Source organism: Vibrio sp. JZG120 (genome assembly GCF_053890955.1).
The window spans coordinates 113,254-134,066 of record NZ_JBSRRK010000001.1; the positions used below are offsets into that span (position 1 = coordinate 113,254).

The 20,813-nt window shown below is 44.9% G+C and carries 23 protein-coding genes; 14 read left to right on the forward strand and 9 right to left on the reverse strand.

Going from position 1 to position 20,813, the window contains the following annotated elements; genetic code table 11:
- Positions 1-37: 37 nt before the first annotated feature.
- From ACWPOD_RS00520 to ACWPOD_RS00540, 5 genes are all read left to right on the forward strand, one after another.
- A complete protein-coding gene (locus tag ACWPOD_RS00520) occupies positions 38-1,438 on the forward strand; it encodes an FAD-dependent oxidoreductase (protein WP_456231419.1) in 1,401 nt (466 codons plus the stop codon).
- Between the two features lie 113 nt (positions 1,439-1,551).
- Positions 1,552-2,676: a M14 family metallopeptidase gene (locus tag ACWPOD_RS00525; RefSeq protein WP_005395332.1), complete on the forward strand. Its 1,125-nt coding sequence runs from the start codon at positions 1,552-1,554 to the stop codon at positions 2,674-2,676.
- Positions 2,677-3,133: 457 nt separating this feature from the next.
- Entirely contained in the window at positions 3,134-4,114 is a 981-nt protein-coding gene (locus tag ACWPOD_RS00530; protein ID WP_005395330.1) for an OmpA family protein, read from the forward strand.
- A 136-nt stretch (positions 4,115-4,250) separates the two neighbouring features.
- On the forward strand, positions 4,251-5,120 hold the full coding sequence (locus tag ACWPOD_RS00535) for a LysR substrate-binding domain-containing protein (RefSeq protein WP_167427233.1): 870 nt from the start codon (positions 4,251-4,253) through the stop codon (positions 5,118-5,120).
- A 161-nt stretch (positions 5,121-5,281) separates the two neighbouring features.
- Positions 5,282-6,055, forward strand: coding sequence for a phosphotransferase enzyme family protein (locus tag ACWPOD_RS00540; RefSeq protein WP_167427234.1), 774 nt, complete (start codon positions 5,282-5,284; stop codon positions 6,053-6,055).
- Here the strand turns inward: ACWPOD_RS00540 and ACWPOD_RS00545 are convergent.
- Positions 6,052-6,927: a LysR family transcriptional regulator gene (locus tag ACWPOD_RS00545; RefSeq protein WP_167427235.1), complete on the reverse strand. Its 876-nt coding sequence runs from the start codon at positions 6,925-6,927 to the stop codon at positions 6,052-6,054. The genes ACWPOD_RS00540 and ACWPOD_RS00545 overlap by 4 nt on opposite strands.
- 256 nt (positions 6,928-7,183) lie before the next feature.
- On the opposite strand from ACWPOD_RS00545, the gene ACWPOD_RS00550 reads away from it, so the two are divergent.
- Entirely contained in the window at positions 7,184-7,420 is a 237-nt protein-coding gene (locus tag ACWPOD_RS00550; RefSeq protein WP_005395322.1) for a hypothetical protein, read from the forward strand.
- A gap of 77 nt (positions 7,421-7,497) precedes the next feature.
- On the opposite strand, the gene ACWPOD_RS00555 is transcribed toward ACWPOD_RS00550, so the two are convergent.
- Entirely contained in the window at positions 7,498-8,994 is a 1,497-nt protein-coding gene (locus ACWPOD_RS00555) for a peptide MFS transporter (RefSeq protein WP_005395321.1), read from the reverse strand.
- Between the two features lie 333 nt (positions 8,995-9,327).
- Entirely contained in the window at positions 9,328-10,698 is a 1,371-nt protein-coding gene (locus ACWPOD_RS00560; RefSeq protein WP_005395319.1) for an L-serine ammonia-lyase, read from the reverse strand.
- 131 nt (positions 10,699-10,829) lie between these two features.
- Here ACWPOD_RS00560 and ACWPOD_RS00565 point away from each other — a divergent pair, with 131 nt between their 5' ends.
- Positions 10,830-11,672: a YdcF family protein gene (locus tag ACWPOD_RS00565; RefSeq protein ID WP_167427236.1), complete on the forward strand. Its 843-nt coding sequence runs from the start codon at positions 10,830-10,832 to the stop codon at positions 11,670-11,672.
- Here the strand turns inward: ACWPOD_RS00565 and ACWPOD_RS00570 are convergent.
- A complete protein-coding gene (locus tag ACWPOD_RS00570) occupies positions 11,662-12,318 on the reverse strand; it encodes a hypothetical protein (RefSeq protein ID WP_048624711.1) in 657 nt (218 codons plus the stop codon). The genes ACWPOD_RS00565 and ACWPOD_RS00570 overlap by 11 nt on opposite strands.
- A gap of 249 nt (positions 12,319-12,567) precedes the next feature.
- On the reverse strand, positions 12,568-12,834 hold the full coding sequence (locus ACWPOD_RS00575; RefSeq protein WP_005395313.1) for a putative hemolysin: 267 nt from the start codon (positions 12,832-12,834) through the stop codon (positions 12,568-12,570).
- Positions 12,835-13,112: 278 nt separating this feature from the next.
- Here ACWPOD_RS00575 and ACWPOD_RS00580 point away from each other — a divergent pair, with 278 nt between their 5' ends.
- Positions 13,113-13,631 (forward strand): NUDIX hydrolase, encoded by a 519-nt coding sequence (locus tag ACWPOD_RS00580; protein ID WP_005395311.1) that lies wholly within the window; start codon positions 13,113-13,115, stop codon positions 13,629-13,631.
- 436 nt (positions 13,632-14,067) lie between these two features.
- Here ACWPOD_RS00580 and ACWPOD_RS00585 read toward each other — a convergent pair whose 3' ends face one another.
- The 4 genes from ACWPOD_RS00585 to flgA form a co-directional block, all read right to left on the reverse strand.
- Positions 14,068-14,814, reverse strand: coding sequence for a lytic transglycosylase domain-containing protein (locus ACWPOD_RS00585; protein ID WP_104970254.1), 747 nt, complete (start codon positions 14,812-14,814; stop codon positions 14,068-14,070).
- Positions 14,795-15,232, reverse strand: coding sequence for a flagellar export chaperone FlgN (flgN, locus tag ACWPOD_RS00590; protein ID WP_006741304.1), 438 nt, complete (start codon positions 15,230-15,232; stop codon positions 14,795-14,797). Before flgN ends, ACWPOD_RS00585 begins: the two co-directional genes overlap by 20 nt.
- A 20-nt stretch (positions 15,233-15,252) precedes the next feature.
- Positions 15,253-15,534: a flagellar biosynthesis anti-sigma factor FlgM gene (gene flgM / locus ACWPOD_RS00595; RefSeq protein WP_167427239.1), complete on the reverse strand. Its 282-nt coding sequence runs from the start codon at positions 15,532-15,534 to the stop codon at positions 15,253-15,255.
- 135 nt (positions 15,535-15,669) lie between these two features.
- Positions 15,670-16,467, reverse strand: coding sequence for a flagellar basal body P-ring formation chaperone FlgA (gene flgA, locus ACWPOD_RS00600; protein WP_182036977.1), 798 nt, complete (start codon positions 16,465-16,467; stop codon positions 15,670-15,672).
- Positions 16,468-16,544: 77 nt separating this feature from the next.
- Here flgA and flgB point away from each other — a divergent pair, with 77 nt between their 5' ends.
- The 6 genes from flgB to flgG are packed head-to-tail and all read left to right on the forward strand — an operon-like array spanning position 16,545 to position 20,808.
- Positions 16,545-16,907 carry a flagellar basal body rod protein FlgB gene (gene flgB, locus ACWPOD_RS00605; RefSeq protein ID WP_005395306.1) on the forward strand — a complete coding sequence of 121 codons (363 nt, stop codon included), beginning with the start codon at positions 16,545-16,547 and terminating at the stop codon, positions 16,905-16,907.
- A gap of 2 nt (positions 16,908-16,909) precedes the next feature.
- The gene (gene flgC, locus ACWPOD_RS00610; RefSeq protein ID WP_005395305.1) at positions 16,910-17,344 is read left to right on the forward strand and encodes a flagellar basal body rod protein FlgC; all 435 of its coding nucleotides are present in this window, start codon (positions 16,910-16,912) and stop codon (positions 17,342-17,344) included.
- A complete protein-coding gene (gene flgD / locus ACWPOD_RS00615; protein ID WP_005395303.1) occupies positions 17,344-18,027 on the forward strand; it encodes a flagellar hook assembly protein FlgD in 684 nt (227 codons plus the stop codon). The genes flgC and flgD overlap by 1 nt, the downstream gene beginning before the upstream one ends.
- A 27-nt stretch (positions 18,028-18,054) precedes the next feature.
- Complete coding sequence (gene flgE / locus ACWPOD_RS00620; RefSeq protein WP_005395301.1) at positions 18,055-19,251, forward strand: flagellar hook protein FlgE; 1,197 nt, start codon at positions 18,055-18,057, stop codon at positions 19,249-19,251.
- 12 nt (positions 19,252-19,263) lie between these two features.
- Positions 19,264-19,995 carry a flagellar basal-body rod protein FlgF gene (flgF, locus tag ACWPOD_RS00625; RefSeq protein ID WP_006741308.1) on the forward strand — a complete coding sequence of 244 codons (732 nt, stop codon included), beginning with the start codon at positions 19,264-19,266 and terminating at the stop codon, positions 19,993-19,995.
- A 27-nt stretch (positions 19,996-20,022) separates the two neighbouring features.
- A complete protein-coding gene (gene flgG, locus ACWPOD_RS00630) occupies positions 20,023-20,808 on the forward strand; it encodes a flagellar basal-body rod protein FlgG (RefSeq protein ID WP_005395297.1) in 786 nt (261 codons plus the stop codon).
- The last annotated feature ends 5 nt before the right edge of the window (positions 20,809-20,813 follow it).

Below are 20,813 nucleotides of genomic sequence, written 5' to 3' on the forward strand. Positions count from 1 at the left end.
TTACAGAAACGATGCAACGCACTAACAAGGATATCCGATGACACACAGTTCATACTGGTTCAAACAGGCCATTGAAGCTGAACAGCCAGAAACGCCGCAACCATTACATCAAAATATTGATACCGATATTGCTATTGTCGGTGGTGGCTACACCGGACTTTGGACAGCGATTATGATTAAGCAGCAATCTCCTGAAAAACAGGTGGTTGTTATCGAAAAGGGCTTGTGTGGCAGTGGGGCATCTGGCGCGAATGGCGGCTGTATGCTGACATGGTCTACCAAGTTCCCGACGTTGAAACGGTTATTCGGTGAAGAACATGCTGTTTGGTTGGTAAAAGAGTCGGAACAAGCGGTGTTGGAGATTGACGACTTTTGTCAGCAATACAATATCGATGCGCAATTATCGTTAAAAGGGGTTTATTACACCGCAACCAATCAGGCTCAGAAAGGTGGAATGCAGCCAGTTGTCGACGAGTTACAACGGCTAGATGTGAACAGTTGGCGTCGTTGCTCGGTGGAGGAACTGCGTGCCAATGCGGGTTCACCTCGCCATATTGAAGGCTACCACTCTCCGGTTGCTGCTAACGTACAACCCGCCTTACTTGCGCGAGGGTTACGCCGTATTGCTATTGATCTGGGTGTAGAAGTTTATGAGAACACGCCAATGACGCGTCTAGATTATGGAAAACCTGCCACCGTCTGTACACCTAAAGGAAACATTCAAGCGCAGCAGGTGGTGTTGGCATTAAATGCATGGATGGTGGAGCAGTTTAAACAGTTCAAGAACAGTATCGTGGTGGTCTCTTCCGACATGGTGATCACCAAGCCGCTTGGTGATACTTTGTCTCAATCTGGTTGGCAAGCAGGTTCGAGTGTCTTGGACTCACGCATCTTCGTACATTATTACCGAGATACGCCAGATGGCCGTTTGATGCTAGGTAAAGGCGGTAATCAGTTCTCTTTCAACAACCAAGTTGATGCGATGTTTAACAAACCGACGCGTTATCAAACGCTACTAAAAAAATCATTCGACAACCTTTTTCCTCGCTTAAAAGGGGCTGAATTTGAGTACTCTTGGACTGGCGGTTCGGATCGTTCCGCAACTGGGTTTCCTTTTTTTGGCCAATTGGATGAGCAAAGTAATGTCTTTTACGGGTTTGGTTATTCAGGTAACGGCGTTGCCCAAACTCGAATGGGTGGAAAGATTTTATCGTCGTTGGTGTTAGGGCTAGATAACGAATGGACGCGAAGTGGTTTAGCGCGAGGACCGCTTGGGTATTTTCCACCAGAACCAATACGTTGGCTGGGAGCAATGATGGTACGAAATGCTGTTCGCCGAAAAGAGGAAGCGGAAGATAATGAGAAACGTCCGTTTGTTTGGGATAAATGGCTAGCGAAACTCGCAGGACCAGCAGGCAAAGCGGATAAGCTCGACTAAACTGAAGACTTTAGCCACAAACGAGACAGTTTGCAGTGAAAGTCATTGGGGGGCGATGTAGCCTTGTGTTAGCCTCTGTCTTTCAAGCTCAGATTTAAAAGGTGAGTAATATAATGAAAGTATTCAGCAACTTCGATAGCGGCAGCATTCACGTAGTGAAAGCGGACGACAAAAATGACATCCAACTTAAAATCCCTAATGACAATATGTCGGAATTCTACCAGTGGTTCCATTTCCGTCTAGAAACCGAAGCAGAGCAGTCGCACACGATCAAACTGCTTGATTTGGCTAAGTCGGCTTATCCAGAAGGGTGGCAAGGTTATGATGTCGTAGCGTCTTACGACCGTGAAGAATGGTTCCGTATACCAGCAGAGTTCGATGGCGACACACTGACTTTCACTGTTATCCCTGAGCGTAGCTCAATTTACTTCGCGTACTTTGCGCCTTACACATACGATCGTCACTTAGATTTGTTACACATGGCACAAAGCGCGCACCACTGCCAACTAGAAACACTAGGCCACACATTAGACGGCAATGACATGAGCTTGCTAACGTTTGGTGAGCCAGAAGAAGGCAAAAAGAAAATCTGGATGATTGCACGCCAACATCCGGGTGAAACCATGGCTGAATGGTTCATGGAAGGTATGATCCAACGTCTACTGGACGAAAATGACACGGTTGCGCGTGCATTACTGGAAAAAGCAGTGCTTTACGTGGTACCAAACATGAACCCAGACGGTGGTATTCGTGGTCACTTACGTACGAACGCGGTAGGCGTGAACTTGAACCGTGAGTGGCAAACTCCGTCTATGGAGAAAAGTCCAGAAGTCTACCTTGTGCGTCAACGTATGCTGGAAACGGGTGTTGACATGTTTTTAGATATCCATGGTGATGAAGCGATACCGTATAACTTCGTCGCTGGCTCAGAAGGTATTCCTTCTTACGATGAAAATCTTGCCGCTTTAGAGGCATCATTTAAGCAAGCGCTACTGACTATTACCCCTGAATTCCAAGATGAGATTGGTTACGATAAAGATGAGCCTGGTAAAGCGAATTTGACGGTGGGCTCAAACTGGGTCGCGGAGCAGTTCAAATGCCTGTCGTACACGATCGAGATGCCATTTAAAGATAACAACAATCACCCAGATCCGCTTTATGGTTGGTCACCAGAACGCAGTGTATTATTTGGGCAAGATGTCTTAGCTGCAACGCTTACCGTGGCGGATAAAATCTAGTTCGATAAGTTCACGTCTGTTCATTATTTCGAAAACAGCTCATTTTAAATGAGCTGTTTTTTTATGCCTTTGATATCCATTCTCTCCTGTAAAAATTTGTTGCCATTCACAGGCTTAAATGTCGATTCTTAAATTTGAGAAAATGGTTTTTTATGGTGATTTGCGTCACAGAAAACTGGCTATTTTGTGATATTCTCCGCAACGAATTGACTATGGCTAAACCAACGCAACGAGACTTTATTTCTCGGTTGGGTATGCGGATGAAGCTCATGAATAGATGGTCTTGAGGTTATCTTTCTCCGTTTTACGTCATTGGCGTTTGAATATCATTTTTTGATTCTTTCCTACGCTATTTAGCTATTTCTGTTCGAAGAAAAGAGAAAGTTACGGCTTCATATTTTACGGCAGTATGCTGCCTCGATGTGTTGCTTTGTGTACAAGAAAAAGGAAAAGAATAATGAAAAAAATCGCTATAGCAGTGGCTACTGTACTTGCTGGTGGTGTGATCTCAAACGTTGCACTTGCTGACACTTACATGGGCGGTAAAGTAGGTTACAACTCTCTAAATGATGCGTGTTACCTAAACGAACCTTGTGACGACGACAGTTTTGCAGCATCTATGCACCTGGGCTACAGCTTCAACGAGTACGTTGCAGCAGAGTACGGTGTTGATTACCTTGGTGACTTCACTGCAAACTTCAAAAAGCCGGGCCTAAACACCGTTGACGGTGATCTTTGGGCGTTGACTCTTGCTCCTAAATTCAACCTACCGCTAACAGATTCTTGGAATCTATTCGCGAAAGTTGGTGCTGCATACATGATGGCGGGTGACGAAAAAGATTTCGTACCAACAGGCTCTCTAGGTGCTGAGTACAAAATCAACTACAACTGGAGCCTACGTGCTGAATACCAACGTTACCAAGATATGTCTGATGACGTGATTGAAGACATGGATTCAGATTTCTTCGGTATCGGTTTCAACTACAAGTTTGGTTCTGAGCCAGTAGTTCAAGAAGAAGTGGTTGAGGAAGTAGTAGAAACACGCCCTGCAACACGTATTGTTGAGCATGTTTACCCTGCTCAAACAACAGCGACAGTACAATTCGACCTAGAAAGTGCAGAAGTGAAAGATGCATCGACTCTTTCTGGTACCGTTGATCTGATGAACACTTACCCACAAGCTCAAGTTGAGATCACGGGTTACAGTGATACGACGGGTTCTGCTGCGTACAACCAGCAACTTACAGAAAAACGCGCGAAAGCCGTTGCTGACGAGTTCCAAGCAAAAGGTATTGCGGCTGAGCGTATGACAGTGAAAGGCATGGGTGAAGCTAACCCAGTAGCAAGCAACGAAACACGTCAAGGTCGTCAAATGAACCGTCGTGTTGAAGTAGTTGTTCCTGCGTTTGAATACCAAACCACTGAGAAAGCAGAATAATTCCTGCTTAAGAGACAGTTCCAAAAGCCAGCGTGTATCACGCTGGCTTTTTTGATCCCACTTAACAAACTCAGCACTTTCATCAATTTGTCATCACCAGTTCATACCATGGCTGCCAAGTATTTGGGAGAGTGTTATGCAAAGTTTACCGCCGCTTAATTTGCTCCGAGCGTTTGAAGCCACGGCGCGATTACAGAGCTTCACTAAAGCCGCAGAGGAGCTCAATGTGACCCGTGCGGCCGTCAGTCAGCAGGTGAAATCGCTAGAGCTGCAGTTAAATGCAACATTATTCGAGCGCAAGGGTACGCACCTTACGCTGACCAGCTCAGCAAAAGAATACTGGCCTGTGGTTAACCATGTGCTTCAAACCTTATCAACCTCGACCCATCATTTATTTACTCGCCCACAGAACAAGCAAATTACCTTACATGTCGCCCACAGTTTTTGCTCGCAATGGCTAATACCAAGGCTGGCCGATTTTCAGCGTCAATTTCCAGATGTTTCCTTTAAGATCTCGACAACCGCGAATACGGTTCCAAACGCCAGTGCGATCTCAGATATAGAAATTATTAACGGAGATGGCGATTGGCAAGAGCAACAAGCTATTCAGCTTACCCAAGAAAACTGGATCGTTGTAGCAAGCCCCGGCTTTATTCAGTTAAATCCGATTGATGACCTCACGAAGTTGTCTCAAACACCTAAAATCTGCACCGGCGGTTATCATGAATCTTGGCAGGTATGGTTTGCGTACCAAGGTTATCAAGGCAAGGTGAGCAAAGTGATAGCCGAATTTGAACATTCATTGCTTGCTATTCAAGCTGCAACTAATCAACTTGGTGTCTTGCTGGTGAGAGACTTTCTTGTTGAGGATGAGTTGCAACAAGGGATATTAGTACAAATCGGAGATTGGCGTATGCCCAGCTCCGGCGCACACTATATGATGGTTAGAGCATCAGAAAAGTCACACGTAAACACCTTTGCCCAATGGTTAATACAAGGCCTTTGATGTTTTACGGTCTATTTTTACAGCGGTACTTATTCTTGCGATTTACCTAACAAAATGCGCGGTTTCTTATAGGGTCAGTCAACCTTCTCTAAAAGCTTTGAGTGTATGATGATCTAGCTTTACGTTATCTGATGCGCGCTTAATCCACACAGGATACTGTTATGGAAACAATGCAAGGCGGTAGAGAAAATGCCATCTATCGAAAAGGGAATTTGATATCTCGTCCTGCCAGTTATTGGACGATGACTGTCCATCTGCTACTTACCTATCTTCATTCACGAGGCTTTACGGCATGCCCTAAAGCGGTTGGTATTGAGAAAGGAAAAGAGTGGGTTAGCTATGTCGAAGGAGAGACTGACAACTATCCATTGATTGGCAACATTGCTTCTGTTTCCGCGCTCCAATCTGCGGCAAAAATGTTACGCGATATGCACGATGCATCTGAGGGTTTCCTTAAGCAATATCAAAATGAAACGCTGCACTGGATGCTGCCACCACGAACACCACAAGAGGTGATTTGTCATGGTGATTTCATGCCATATAACGTGGCACTCCATGGAGAGTTTGTCGTTGGTGTGTTTGATTTTGATACGGCGCATCCGGCACCAAGAGTTTGGGATGTCGCTTTTTCGGTCTATGGTTGGGCACCATTTAAAACCGATGAGCACGATAAAATGGGCTGTTTGGAGCAACAAATTCAGCGTGCAAAACTCTTCTGTGACGCTTATGGGTGTTCGAGATTGGAACGGGAAGAGCTGGTGGAGGTGATGACACATCGACTCTCCGCGTTAGTTGATTTTATGAGAGGGGTCGCAGCTCAAGGTGATGATAGGTTTCAAGCGAACCTAGAAGATTGCCATCATACCGCTTACCTCAACGATATCGAGTACCTAAGAAAACATAGACAAGTCATCACCCTAGGACTTTTAGGTTAGGGCTGGGTGATATCTTTAATGACATTGAATAACCACTGGTTTATCGGGGCTTGCTGTTGTGAGCGACGACAGCTCATCACGTAGCGAACATCAAGCTCTAACCCGCCAGGAAGCGCGATACTTCGGCAGCCCTTAGGCACATGTCCACTCATGGTTATACCAAAATGATCCGTTTGTAGGAGCACTTTTTGAATCATCGCAGGATGTTCAATTTCTACCTTAGGTGTGGTTCTGAACCCCATATGATTGAGCCTTTCCAACAACGGGTATCGGTAGTCGTTCCATCCCGGCGTTTTGAAAAGTAAAAAGGGGTAGTTTTCTAGCTCTTGGAAATGTTGAGCGGGATGCTTATCTCGAACAAAAAATACTGCTTTTCCTCGACCTAGTTCGTTTTGAATAATTGACTGCGGAAGATCCTCATCAAAATAATGAATCGCAATAGCGTTTTCACCCTCAGTTAATCGCTTTTTCGCGTCGCTCCCCCAACGTAAACAAGCGAACTTTGCTTTTGGGGCGTGTTTTAGTAATTCTAAGTAAAACTTGTCACCAAAGTAATCCCAAAACAATGTGTTCGCATAAATAGTGATCGAGCCGTCAAAATGAGCGGGTGAAAAACTCTGTGGTTTGATGGAATCAATACTGGTGAGGATTTGTTCAAAATGTGGCATGTTCGCCTCGACAAAAGCGGTCGGTTCAAAGCCATTTTTAGTCTGAATGAACAAAGGGTCATCGAGCTGCGCTTTCATTTTTGTCAGGTTTTTGCTGATTGATCCTGATGTCTTTCCGAGTGAATCTGCCACCAATCGGACGCTACGTAACTCATACATCCGTTTTAGTACCAATACGTTTTGAATGTCCAGATTAATGCTCATACATCGTCTCATTTGTCTTCTGCTGAGAAATCATATCTCTGGATTGCTGAACAAAAGACAACGTTCGGTCAATTTAAGCATGCTGTCGTATCTTATGGTTTATTGAAGGCGACGGTGGACAGCAAATAGGCTTGGTCATATCAATTTAGTGGTTTGGATTTCCATTTGGTAAATGATGACTTTCCTCGTATGAACATGTTTCTGTTGTTACAGTTTTTTCATCGAAAGAAAGTAAGAACAAAAACAGAGGTGACGTATGAAAAAATTAATCGCACTTGGTTTGATGGTTTGCTCAACAAACATAGCATTAGCTGGCGATGGGTCATACACGGGCACGATTGATATGACGATGGCTACGAAAAATCAGGTCGACGTCGAGCGCGCAGATTCTCAACTGACGCTGAAAGGTCGAAATGAAACGGCCTATGGCGGGGTAATTATCCAAACGGATGCTGCTACACAAAAAATCGAACTTCGTGGTCGACGTGATTAATCGAACATGTTGTTGTTAAGAAAATGCCGCGAATATCGCGGCATTTTTTATATTTTGAGATAGGTAAATCATCAAACTCAGCTTTGAACTTCAACCCCAGCTTCGATCTCGACTGGTTGCGCTTGAGTATCGCTTTCTTTCGCCGCATCAAGCATCTTGCGAATAATGAGTGACGCTGCCATTGCGATAGCGACCATGACAACAGCAAGGACAGTGAGTAATTGGAAATAATCACCATATACGTTTTGTACAATGTCTTGTGTGATGGTCTGTCCTTTCTCTAACGCGATAGAGGTTGAGAATGCAGCACCAATAATACCGCTTAATGCGATTGCCACAGAAAATAGGCTCACAGAGAAGTTTTCGATGTGCTTCGGCGCGACGGAAAGAATAAACGCTACGACCATCGAACCCACGATGACTTCTGCAATCGCTTGGAAGAAGTGAATAGCGAGAAAGATTTCTGGCATGATCACGACATCTTCACCCACGGTAGTCACGGCAAACGTCAAGATACCAAACGCTATCGCGGTCAGTACAAATGCCAAGGCGATTTTTGTCGCGGTAGAGAGGTAGATATCGCGCTTTTCCAGCAACCCAAAAAAGCCAGCTACGATAGGACCACCAACCATACACCAAAGCGGGTTCATTGCCATTGCTGCTTCTGGTTCGAGCGGAATAAAACCAAATAGAGAGCCTTTTAATGTGTTGATAGCAACCATGTTCATCGAGGTCATCATTTGTCCGTAGTAAACAAAGAAACAGGTTGTCAGCAAGGTCACAATTAAGATGGTCCCCATCTTCAAAGACTCAGCTTTGCTTGCTTTAAGCATCAGAGATATGAAGTATGCGATCGCCGCCCCTCCGATGGCGTATACGATATTTTGGCCAATATCCATGTTTGAAAACATGAAAAATACCAACGCGATCATTGCCAATGAAATCAATGCAAAAAGTACCCAGTTTTTTAAACTTACGGTTTTTTGATCAAGCTCAGAGGCTACGCCAACAAGATCTTTGCGGAATACCAATAGCATGATCAATGCCGCTGCTGCCATAACAGCAGAGATGGTAAAACCGCCATTAAAGCCGATCACAAGGACAATCATTGGGAACAAATATTGACCTAAAAAGGCGCCAACATTATTCACTGAATAATTGATTGGGTATCCTTTTTCAAAATCTTCTTGTGATTTGAACGTTCGTTTATAGAGGCTAGGGTAAGAGGGTGACATCAGGCCGCGGCCGTAACTGGCGAGCGCAATACCACACATTGAAAGTGGAACGTTAGAAGCAGAAGCCCCCAACACGAGTAATACGTAACCGGATGCAAAAGCGAAATATGCGATAGAAAGTGAGCGATAAGCTCCTAAAAACTTATCTGCAATAAAGCCGCCCGCAATCGCGAAAAGTGGCCCGATCGCCGAAAAAGCACCAACGATCATCATCGTATCGGCTTCGTTGTAATTTAGATCCTCTAGAAAAAATCGAGTTAGACTTACTAATACACCGTAAAATGATAAGCCAAACATCATTTGGCAGAACATCATGGATTTATTGAGTTTATTCCACATAATTTTGTACTCACATTAGCGGAGAAAGGTAGGTATTGTTATTTCTATTAAATAGTAATGAAACGAAAGATTGAGTATTGAAATAATTGTCGCATAACGTGGAAATGCTGCACTATATTTTCTAATGCTTAGGTAGCTAAATGCTAATGTGTTGTTCTAGATCAATTTGATTAAAGCAGTGCTTAATTCTGTTTTTGTTTAATTTTGTTGTATTTGTTACTGATTGAGGCTAAAGGGGGTTTATAGGATTACTGGTAAATAAAAAGAGGTCTTGCGAGAAAGGAAATTGCTGACGAAGTGCATCGCCAGCAATGATATAGCGGGCTTATTTGACTATTCGCATGGCGGTGCCATATGAATGACGGCCAAGCCACCTAAGGAAGTTTCACGGTATTTTTTGTTCATATCTTTACCAGTTTGATACATGGTTTCGATAACTTTATCTAATGAAATAAGGCATTTGCTCGTGCGCTTTAATGCCATACGTGAGGCATTAATGGCTTTCATTGCGCCCATGGCATTTCTTTCAATGCAAGGCACTTGAACCAAGCCGCCGATCGGGTCACAAGTCATTCCTAATGAATGCTCCATCGCAATTTCCGCGGCTATACAAATCTGCTCGTTACTGCCGCCTCTGAGTGCCGTTAAACCAGCGGCTGCCATGGATGAAGATACCCCGACCTCTCCCTGACAACCCACTTCGGCGCCGGAAATTGACGCGTTAGTTTTGTATAAGATGCCGATAGCGCCAGCGACTGCGAGAAAGTCTTTCAGCTGTTTAATATCAAGCTCTTTGATGAAGCGATGGTAGTACATCAATACCGCCGGAATCACCCCAGCAGCGCCATTAGTTGGAGAAGTAACGACTTGTCCGCCAGCTGCATTTTCTTCGCTAACCGCAAAGGCAAAGAGGTTAATCCAATCCATGATCTCCATTGGATCATTCTCAACTGCAGCGTTGGCTTCGAGCTTTTTCAAAAGGTTTGGTGCACGACGAGTGACATTGAGACCACCTTCTAAAATCCCTTCCGTATCGAAACCACGTTGCATGCAGAGCGACATCACTTTCCAAATTTGTTCTGCTCTTTGGCTAATTTCTTCATCTGAGCGGAATGCCAGTTCGTTTTGTAGAATCATGCCTCCCAAACTAAAACCGTTAGTCTCGGCTTTTTCCAGCATCTCATCCGCTGATGTGAAAGGAAATGGTACCGCGACTTCATCTTGTTGCGTGCCGTTTTCTAGTTCGTCAGCGGTGGCGATGAACCCACCTCCGATGGAATAATAAATTTCAAACGCCACTTGGTCTCCCGCAGCGTCTAGTGCGGTAATCGTCATTCCGTTTTCATGCAGGGGAAGGTTGTCACTATGAAAGACGATGTCATGGTCGTAGCTAAACTCAATCTGGTGCGTACCAGCGAGCAGCAGCGTGTTGTTGTCTATAGTATTTTGTAGCGCACTTTTAGCGCTACTCATTTTGATGGTATCGGGTTTATTTCCCATCAAACCAAGGACAGTGGCTCGGTCTGTGTGGTGCCCTCTACCAGTGAGCGATAATGAGCCATAAAGGTCCACTTGCACCCGATGCACTTTCGCCATAGAGTCGCTAACTAGTTGAGTGAAATGGAATCCGGCAAGCATAGGACCATTAGTGTGGGAGCTAGAAGGCCCGACACCAATCTTAAATATATCGAAAATCGACAGCATAATTGACTTCCTTTAGCAGTGAACCTTTATAAAGTTCTCTAGAACAGTGTTGTTAACTAGATGTTAAAGCCTGTAGGCCGGGAGTGAAAGAAGATTTTTGTAACACTGCCAACTAAGCGCGAGATTTTGAAATGAAGTTAGACAATGTGGTCATTGTTTTAGGTAAACGCCTCGTCAATAGCAGATTGACCGTTGAAGGGGTAACAAGAGTCGAAGCCTTATCTAATACGATTGCGTCATTGCCGACAGAGCGAACGGCGATTATTTTTTGTGGTGGATTAACGCAAGGACAATGCATTTCTGAAGCAGATGCAATGTACAGTTATTTTAAATCTCTAAATGCGGCCGCTGTGCATCCGTTCCCTGAACATCAAGTACTTTTAGAAAATCGTTCTTTGAATACGTTTCAGAACATGCGTTACGCTTCTCGCGTTTTGTGTGATAGTGGTTTGTTCCAGTTATGGTCAGCGCGTCCGGTTGAGGTCACCTTGTTGTCGAATGACTACCACCTTGAGCGAATCATAGAAATCCAAACCTTGATGGATGAGCAGGGATTATTACGAGTACTAAAATCTGAGTGCGCCTCCATGGGCGTTACTCTCAACTTACCCTTGGATATCAACAAACATATCAGCGTACCATACCCACATAAAGGGCCTGTGGCGGCGGTATTTTTATTACTGGATGAACTCACGACTTACCGAGTTTATTTAGAAGGGGTCAAGCTGGGAGCATTTTTACGAGACTTATCGGTTGTCCGAAAGAAGCCGCTTATGATCGCGAGACATGCCATTCAGCAATTGCTCGCTTTACCACTCGATAAAGATAGTTTGCAACAGATTGAAGATATGAAAAAGGCCATCGAAATGACGGCCTTGGATGAATCTGTAGGAGTTGCGGAACAAGCGTTAAGGATCGTTCATCCGATATTAACTGCATTGAACCGCCGCTTGGATCCTGAATCTATTCATTAAGTTCGCGTTTTGTGCGGACTGCGCTCAATGCGATCAAACAGTAGCAAAGGAGTTCCATGCCTTCTTCCGAAATATTTTTAACATCACGGATGTAGTTCTCGTCCATCACTTGTTGCCAAAAACTGCCCATGCCATACAAGCGAGAGAAGACCAACAATAGCATCACGGCACCAATTAACAGTTTCATGTGGGGAACCGTTAAGATGGTCGCCATTTCGTTCATGGTACCTTTACCACCTTGGTAAGCTTTGGCGCAAGCCAGTGCGGTGACAGCGAGCGCAGGGAAAACCCAAGAACCATGACGAATCATGTCTGTCCAATAGTCTGTTTCACGAATAATGAGCACCGCGAAAAAGCCGGCAATCAAAATGGCCGCATGCTTTAGCTGAGGCTGTTGTTTAGATAGGCTAAAAAATGACCACGATGCAATCGCGAGCATCACAAGCTGGAGTGTTTCTGTTATGGAAAGCTCACCAAGGCTTGAACCCAGCACGACATAATCAAGGCGAAGACTGAGGTTAACGAGAATACTGATAGCGACAATCATCAATGCGCTTAAACTCGATTTATAAATGATGCGCTTTGACTCTTCAGTAACAACGTTGCTTGGGGCTGACTCGGCTTCTTTTACTATTTGTGTTTTCATCTTGCTCACCTGTTCCAGAAAATGTGGAAGAAATGTGAATTAGTGTGATCTGTGTTTGGGATTTTATTGTCCAAGTGGAAAGTTATGTCAGAGGAATGTCAAGAATAGAACACTGTTCGATATAGTGTCGATATGCGGTAAAGTCAGAGGTATGTAAAAATGAAGTGAGAAAGTTTTGATAAATCAAATAAAAAAGGAGCCTAAAGGCTCCTAAGTGATAGAGGGAATCTGGCGTGTCGACAAAAAATTTTAGTAGTCGCCACTCTCACTTTCTTTATGATTGTCGCGATAGTATTCCCATTGCTCGACACGATTATCGTCAGACAGCACGCAGTAAGTCACACGTTCGCCATTTTCCGAAACGGTATCCAACTCACCACCTTGCTGAACACAGTAAACGGCTGCAGGATTTGCGACGGAGGTATACTCAGTCGAGCGAGTGGCACCTTCGTAAGTTGAACAACCAGCCAGTACCAACGTTGCAGCCATAGCCATCATTAAATTTGTCTTTTTCATTCTTTATCTCCGCATGGGGTGGGCGAGTATTGTATTGATTATAGGCAACTTTCAGAGATTATTGTCTTATCGATGTTAAAAGTAAGAGGGACGTATAAGAATTTAGATATTCTCATCTTTTACTGGTTATCACGTCACACTTCTATTTGTTGCGGATTGTTACGAAGGTTAGAACCGCTGCGTTCAAACCAATGTCTTGAACGCATTTGGACCGACAACGATGATTTAAAGCGTGAAGTTCGGTAATATGCGCGCAAAACATGACAGTGGTATTTTCGATGAGACACTTAAAATCGACCGTTCATCCGGACATTGAGCACTTGGACGACAAAATTATTTTCCAGCGCAATGCGGCACGCGCCATCGTACTAGATGGTGAAGATGTGTTGTTGCTCTATACAGAGCGTTACCATGACTACACTTTGCCAGGTGGTGGTATTGATGATGGTGAAGATGTGATTGCTGGACTAGTTCGTGAACTAGAAGAAGAAACCGGCGCGCAGAATATCCATGGTATTAAGCCTTTCGGAATTTTTGAGGAGTTTCGTCCTTGGTACAAAGACGACGCTGACGTAATGCACATGGTGTCGTATTGCTATACATGTAAAATCGATCGTGAGTTAGGCGAAACGGCTTATGAAGACTATGAAGTTAAAAATGGAATGCGTCCAGTATGGATGAACATTCACGAAGCGATAGCGCACAATGAAAAGACCATGGCAGAAAGCCCGAAAAAAGGCATGAGCATCGAGCGCGAAACGTTTTTGCTTCAGTTGATTTCTAAAGAATTACTATAAATAACTTAGCTTGCCTCATAGTGACTTACCTACTCGTTGTTCTGTTAATAGGTCAGCTTTTAAATCGATAAAAAAAGTCCGGACTCCCCCCCGGAACCCGGACTTATTCCAGACGCGCAAGCGAAGCGTCATCTTGATATTTTAAATTTGTTTCGAACTATGAAAACAATAGCTGTTTTACATTTAGTGTGTAAATAATTATTAGGTCCAACCATTGGTTTTCATGTTTTTTGCAAACGCAATGTGACGCATATCTACCCAATTGGCAAGCGCAATTTGGGTACCTTTTAATAAACCACTACTCTTTCTTATCTTTAAGATACCTTACCTCAACTTTTTTGCACACGTTTGCATAGAGATCACGAGTTTTCAAATTGGCCGAACACGATCTTGTAATTTTACGTTTTTCTGACATTGGATTTTGTCGTGATTTTTATCACAAATTGACCAACGGAGGTAGTGGACTAAAGTCGATCAGCGGTTGCGAAACCATCGGAGCATCTGAAGCAAATAAGAGTAAAGGTTGAAATGATGAGGATTGTAACTGACCGATATCTATCAACTTTTCCAGCGCGAAGAATCGACTAACGTATTGGCGAGTCTCTTTAGGTAGTGTGAGCTTCTGAAAGTCGTTACTGCCTGCTCGCTGAATAGCGCGTGCGACACGCCCTTCACCTGCATTGTAGGCCGCTAATGTCAGCGCCATGTTTTGATCGAATTTGTTGTATAAAAACGTCAGATACTTGAGTGCTGCAGCTGTGCTTGCTTCTGTATCAAAGCGATCGTCTTGTTTTGTATCTACGGTCAACCCGAATCGTTGAGCTGTTGCTGGTATCAGTTGCCAAAGTCCGGCGGCGTTGGCATGAGAAACGGCTTTGGGGTTGTAAGAGGATTCCAACATTGGCACTAAGGCTAGACTCTTTGGTAAAGAGTGGCTTTGCAGTTGTTTGAAAATATGATGAATCACTAGGCTGGATGAATCGAGACGCTTGGCAATTTGTGGTTTGTATGGGGCTAAAACTTGATATTGCGTTTGAATATCAGCTGGGCTTGGTTTCGCCTGACTGGTGATTGAAAGGCAGGATAGTAAGGCGATAAAAATAAAAAGGCCTACAGTACTCAGCCGAGATGGCGACTGAATCTGTAGGCAAGACGAACATCGTTTAGAACGATTTATCTTCATAAGTGTGTTGCACAGGTTGTTTGAGTTGACTGACCAACTCATGGAACGCCGCAGAGCTGTGGCCATTGCTCTGATTGTATTGTTGGCACTGACTTACCAACGTTTCCAATAGCGCCCATTGTTTTCTAGCTTGCATACCTATTTGGGCAGGCAAAGCATTGAAAATTCGTTTTACGCTGGCGTCATTACACGCTAACCCCAGCTCTCGCATACACTGGCTTCTATCACTGGCTGAGCGGCTAAGTTTATTGAGTATTGGCATTTGTTTCTGAACATTGTTACTCAGTGCCTCACCATCAAACTTTAAGTACAACGTTTTTTGCTGTTGAAGCAAAGGGATAAGTTGTTGATAGAGCTTGATATCCTCAGGTATTGAGCGAATAAATTGTTGAATTCGCTGCGATACTGCGCTTGCCATGATCTCTTCCTAGTGTGTTATTACTCGTGACCTGTATGGAATTGCATGATCGCCTTTGATAGTGCTTTGGTATCTAGGCTAAGTTCGCCACGCGCTAATGCGTTACGTACTTGTTCTACTTTTTCCATATCAACATCAGGTAGTGATGCCATTTCAGCTTGAGCGCGATCTATCGCTACGGTATTCGCTTGAAATGTAGGCTCGTGTACCTTGCTCTGTTCGACGACGTCGACAGGCTGTTTGCTTGCTTGCTGTAATTTTGTTTGTGGGACATGACCGCCCGCGACTTTGTCGATTTTCATGCTGTGGTCCTCATCATCATGTTCTAAATTAAGTAGGCGGTTAGGATGTGATAAACATTAAATATTTTTTTTGTACTCGAAATTCAGCGTTACTGACGAGAGCCAAAATTAAAAAATGTTACTCTGAGTCCAAAATCAAAATTGAGTATGAACCTGGTTTAACCCGGTTACGACAGCTCTAATGACCTTGCCAGAACTTAGGTTTTCTACTTCAATTTGTTGCCCTTTCGCACCATCTTCTAAGGCGACTCCTTTCGTGCTGGCGCTAAATCCATTTTTGCTCGCAATCACTATGACCTCATTGCCTTTTTCGATTAAAGGTGGAGCCGATAAATTGGATGGGTTGACCACTTGCCCTGCACGTAAACGGCGAGAGGTTTCTAAGCCTATTGCTTGTCCTGGGCGAGTATAAAAATCGTCTTGTCGCGAGATGGTGCGCGTTTCCAGTTTAACGTGCTTGGCAGTCACAACTTCATTTCGACCGACCGTGGTTGTGGCAACCAAGACAGGCAGTGTCAGAGAAGATTTTATCGTGACGTTAATTCGCCAGGGTGAAGCGATGTCATCGCAACTTACTGAGCGCTTAAGGTTTCCAACTGGCAACGCTTGATTGTCGCGACCAGTGATGACCAGAGGCGACTCACACTCAGGTAGGTGATTCGCCGAGCCTGGTACCCACATGTCGAAATCCAGTTGGTATTCTCCCCACTGGTTAGAGTGAGCATTTTGGGCCACTTCTTGTTTGAAATGCTCTGCTACAACGGATTTTATCTCCTCAACGCTTAGGGTTCTGCCAGAGGTGTTGGCGAAAGTTTGCCCTGGTATTAGAGCAAGCAGAGTTAGCATTAATGTTGAGGAAGTAAGCACTTTCCCCTTGCTTTTAATGCTTTCCGTGAGCCGGAAGTTTGGCTTCCATCCTTGTTTGTAACTCATTGATATATATAACTATTTTTTATGGCACGCATCTTGTTTGTATGTTGGCGTATTCGAGCCAACTGTAAGGAAGATGCATGGCGATCACATTTGAAAATGCTTTAGGTGTACATCCAGAGGCACTTAATTTTCGCGTTCAGCGTACCAAAGTCCTTGCCAGTAACCTAGCAAATGTTGACACCCCTGGGTATTTGGCGAAAGACCTAAGTTTCACCACCGTAATGAACCAGGTGGCTGCAGGCGGTGTGAACAAACCAGTGCCTAAGTTTCAGGTTCAGGCCCAATACTCGGTGCCTTACCAGAACAGCAAAGATGGCAACACTGTAGAACTGGGTGTTGAACAAGCGAAATTCACGCAAAACAACATGGACTTTCAAACTAGCCTGACGTTTCTCAACATGAAATTTAATGGCTTAACGAAAGCGATTGAGGGACGTTAATTATGTCATTCACTGATATTTACTCGATCACTGGATCCGCGATGACGGCACAAACTGTGCGTCTTAACACGGTCGCCAGTAACTTAGCTAACGCGGACGCGGTGTCTGCAAATCCAGATGACGCTTATAAAGCGCTGAAGCCCGTATTCGCGACTGTGTACCAAAAAGCGCAGCTGACAACGGAAAACGGGGTTTATCCCAATGCTGAAGTTCGCATTGTTGACGTTGTGAAAAATGCGGGAGAAGCCGAGAAACGCTTTGAGCCAAACAACCCGTTGGCCAATGGTGAAGGTTATGTGTATTACCCAGATATCGATGTCGTGGCTGAAATGGCAGACATGATGTCAGCGACACGTAGCTTCGAAACCAATGTTGAAGTGTTATCAAATGTGAAAAGTATGCAGCAAGGTCTGCTTAGATTAGGGCAGGGCAGTTAATGAGTCTCGCACAATATACACCTTTATCGTCTGATGCTCCTGTGAGCACTAAAGCAAAAGAGAACAATGGCATTGCACCAAATCCTAAAGATATGAACAGTGCTTCTTCATTAGAGAACGAATTCATTTCTTTGATGGTGGCGCAGATCCAAAACCAAGATCCACTTAACCCACTTGATGGCACGGAATACGTTGGTCAGTTGGCTCAATTCTCTCAAGTTCAAAGTACCGAGAATATGTCCAAGACAATGCAACAGAGCATGATTCTCCTCGACAACATGCAAGTGCTATCGACAGCGGGGCTCGTAGGACAAACTGTTTACGTCAATTCCAAAGAATTTGAGCTTGGTGAAGGCGTTCAGAACGGAAAAATCGAACTGGCTCATAGCTCAAACCAAGTGACGTTAGTTGTGAAAGATGAGTTTGGTCAATCTACTAAAGTGCCATTAGGTGCTCACGGCAAAGGTGACGTCGACTTTTCAATTAATCCTGAAGAACTTGGTCTTAAACCAGGCAAATACTCAGTGGCAGTAGAAGTGCAAGAAGGGCAAGCAAGTCCAAATGTGCTCATGGCTGGCACTGTTGAGCAAGTGCGTATTCCAAATACTGGCGGCGCAGCATTAGTCAATGTCCATGGCGTTGGCAACGTTCCTTTCTATCAAATCACTCAGTTTGGTGCTTAACCAAATAGGGAAATCAGAGGTCTTTTTATGAGTTTTAACATCGCACTAAGTGGTCTGGACGCGACCAACACAGAGCTAAACACAATCAGTCACAACATTGCCAACGCATCAACGTATGGTTTTAAAGGTGGCCGCACAGAATTCTCCGCAGTATACAACGGCATGCAACCTGGTGGTGTAGAAGTCGCGTCAATTTCACAGAACTTCGACAAAGACGGCAGTATCTCAGGAACTGGCCGTGCGATGGACTTGGCGATCAACGGTGGTGGCTTCTTTGTCACTAAAGACAACATGGGTCAAACGCTATACACGCGTTCAGGTGTATTCGCGACAGATAAAGATAACTTTGTTACCGCTAACAGTGGCGCAAAACTGCAAGGTTACAGTGTGGATAGCAACAACAACCTGATGACAGGCTCTGTGGGCAATATCCAAGTATCTACGTCATCACTGAATGCAAAAGCGACAGACGGTCTTGATTTTGTTGCAAACTTTGATGCAAGTGCGTCTGCCATTGATAAAACGGTAACGCCGTTTAATCCGGACGATCCAAACTCATTCAATTCGTCTTACACCACAAAAGTCTATGACTCGCTGGGTAACTCGCACACGGTAACTCAGTACTTCACTAAGACCGCTTCTAACTCTTGGGAAGTGAATGTTCAAGTGGATGGTGGTGCAACACCAGTGACAACGGTGCCAGTAACGTTTGACAAAGACGGTTCGCTTTCTTCACCGACGGCTCCGTTTAATGTTTCATTCCCTGCGGCAGGCGCAAACGCGATGAGTGTCGACATTAACTTGAAGGGCAGCACGCAGTTCGGTGCGAAATTCGGCGTAAGTACTAACAGCCCGAACGGCTATACATCCGGTGAGCTTGCAGGTGTACGCGTTGAAGGTAATGGCATGGTTTACGCGACCTACACTAACGGCCAATCACAGCTGCAAGGTCAAGTTGTACTTGCAGACTTCGCCAACACACAAGGTTTAGCAAAAGTGAGTGGTACGGCATGGACTCAAAGCTTCAGCTCTGGTGCGCCAATCACGGGTGTCCCTGGTTCAGGTACGTTGGGTGATTTAACCCCAGGTGCGCTAGAAGGTTCTAACGTTGACCTAACCAGTGAGCTTGTGGCGCTTATGACCGCACAGCGTAACTACCAAGCAAACGCGAAAACCATCTCTACCAGCGACAAGCTAACTCAAGCTTTGTTTAACGCGGTGTAATGGGAGTTTTGCATGGATAGCTTGTTATTTACTGCAACGTCAGGTGCGAGTCGAGTTCTTAAGGCTCAGCACGTGCGTTCAAACAACTTATCAAACGCTGATACTGCTGGCTTTCGAGCGGATATGGAGCGCGTGCGCAGTGTAGAAATGCAAGGCCCAGGTTTTGATGGTCGCACTATGGTTGTGACCAACTCTGCCTCAACGCGTTTTGATTCTGGCGACATTATGAAAACGGGACGCCCGTTGGATGTCGCCATCATGGGTGAGGGTTATCTTGCTGTTGAAACTCCTGCGGGTAACGAAGCGTACACGCGAGCGGGCAATATCCAAGTCGACACTTTTGGTGCCATGACCATCAACGGTTTTCCTGTTCTTGGTGAAAATGGGCCTTTGGTTGTGCCTGATTATCAAAAGATTGAAATCAGCGAGCGTGGTCAAGTATCCGTGATTCCGCCAGGTGGTGGCGCAGAAATCGTCGCGGGAACGTTGAAGTTGGTTAAACCAGAAATGAACCAACTTCAAAAAGAGAGTGACAGCCTACTGCACAGTGTAGATGGCGTGCCATTCGCTGCCGATGAAACCGTGCAACTTTCTCCTGAGCACATCGAGGGCAGTAACGTATCTGCCATTGATGAGTTGATTAGCGTGATGTCGTTAACGCGTAACTTCGAGATGCAAGTTCGCATGATGAAAACGGCCGAGACGTTGGCACAAGCTGGTAATAAATTAATGGCGGCGAGATAAGTCTCGCCCCGCAAGGAGTAATAAAAAATGCATTCAGCATTATGGGTAAGTAAAACAGGCATGGCAGCGCAGGACACGAAGATGACTGCCATTTCTAACAACCTAGCGAACGTAAATACAGTTGGCTTTAAGCGTGACCGAGTTGTATTCGAAGACCTTTTCTACAGCATTCAGCGTCAACCTGGTGCTCAAGTAGACCAAGTTAACGAGTTGCCAAGTGGTATTCAGCTAGGTAGCGGTGTTCGCGTAGTTGGCACGCAAAAAGTGTTTACGCAAGGTAACACTCAAAATACAACACAAGAGTTGGATCTTGCCGTAATGGGACAGGGTTTCTTTCAAATCGAAAACTCGGATGGACAGATCATGTACACACGTAATGGTCAGTTCCATGTCAACTCTGAAGGCTTGATGGTTAACAGCCAAGGCTTGCCGTTAGAGCCACAAATTCAGATCCCAGATAATGCCTCTTCATTCTCTGTTGGTGTTGATGGCACGGTAACAACAACGACGGCGGACGATCCAACGCCACAGCAGCTGGGTCAAATCACTCTCGCAAAATTCATTAACCCAGCAGGCTTAGAGGCCGTGGGTGGTAACTTGTTCCGTGAAACGGAAGCCAGCGGCCCGGCAGATGAACTGATTGCTGGTGAAGATGGCGCAGGCCTCATCAAGCAAGGTGCATTGGAAGGTTCAAACGTACAAGTCGTGGAAGAGATGGTCGACATGATCACGACTCAACGTGCGTATGAGATGAATGCGAAAGTGGTCTCTGCTGCAGATGACATGCTGAAGTTTGTTTCGCAATCAATGTAAGTATG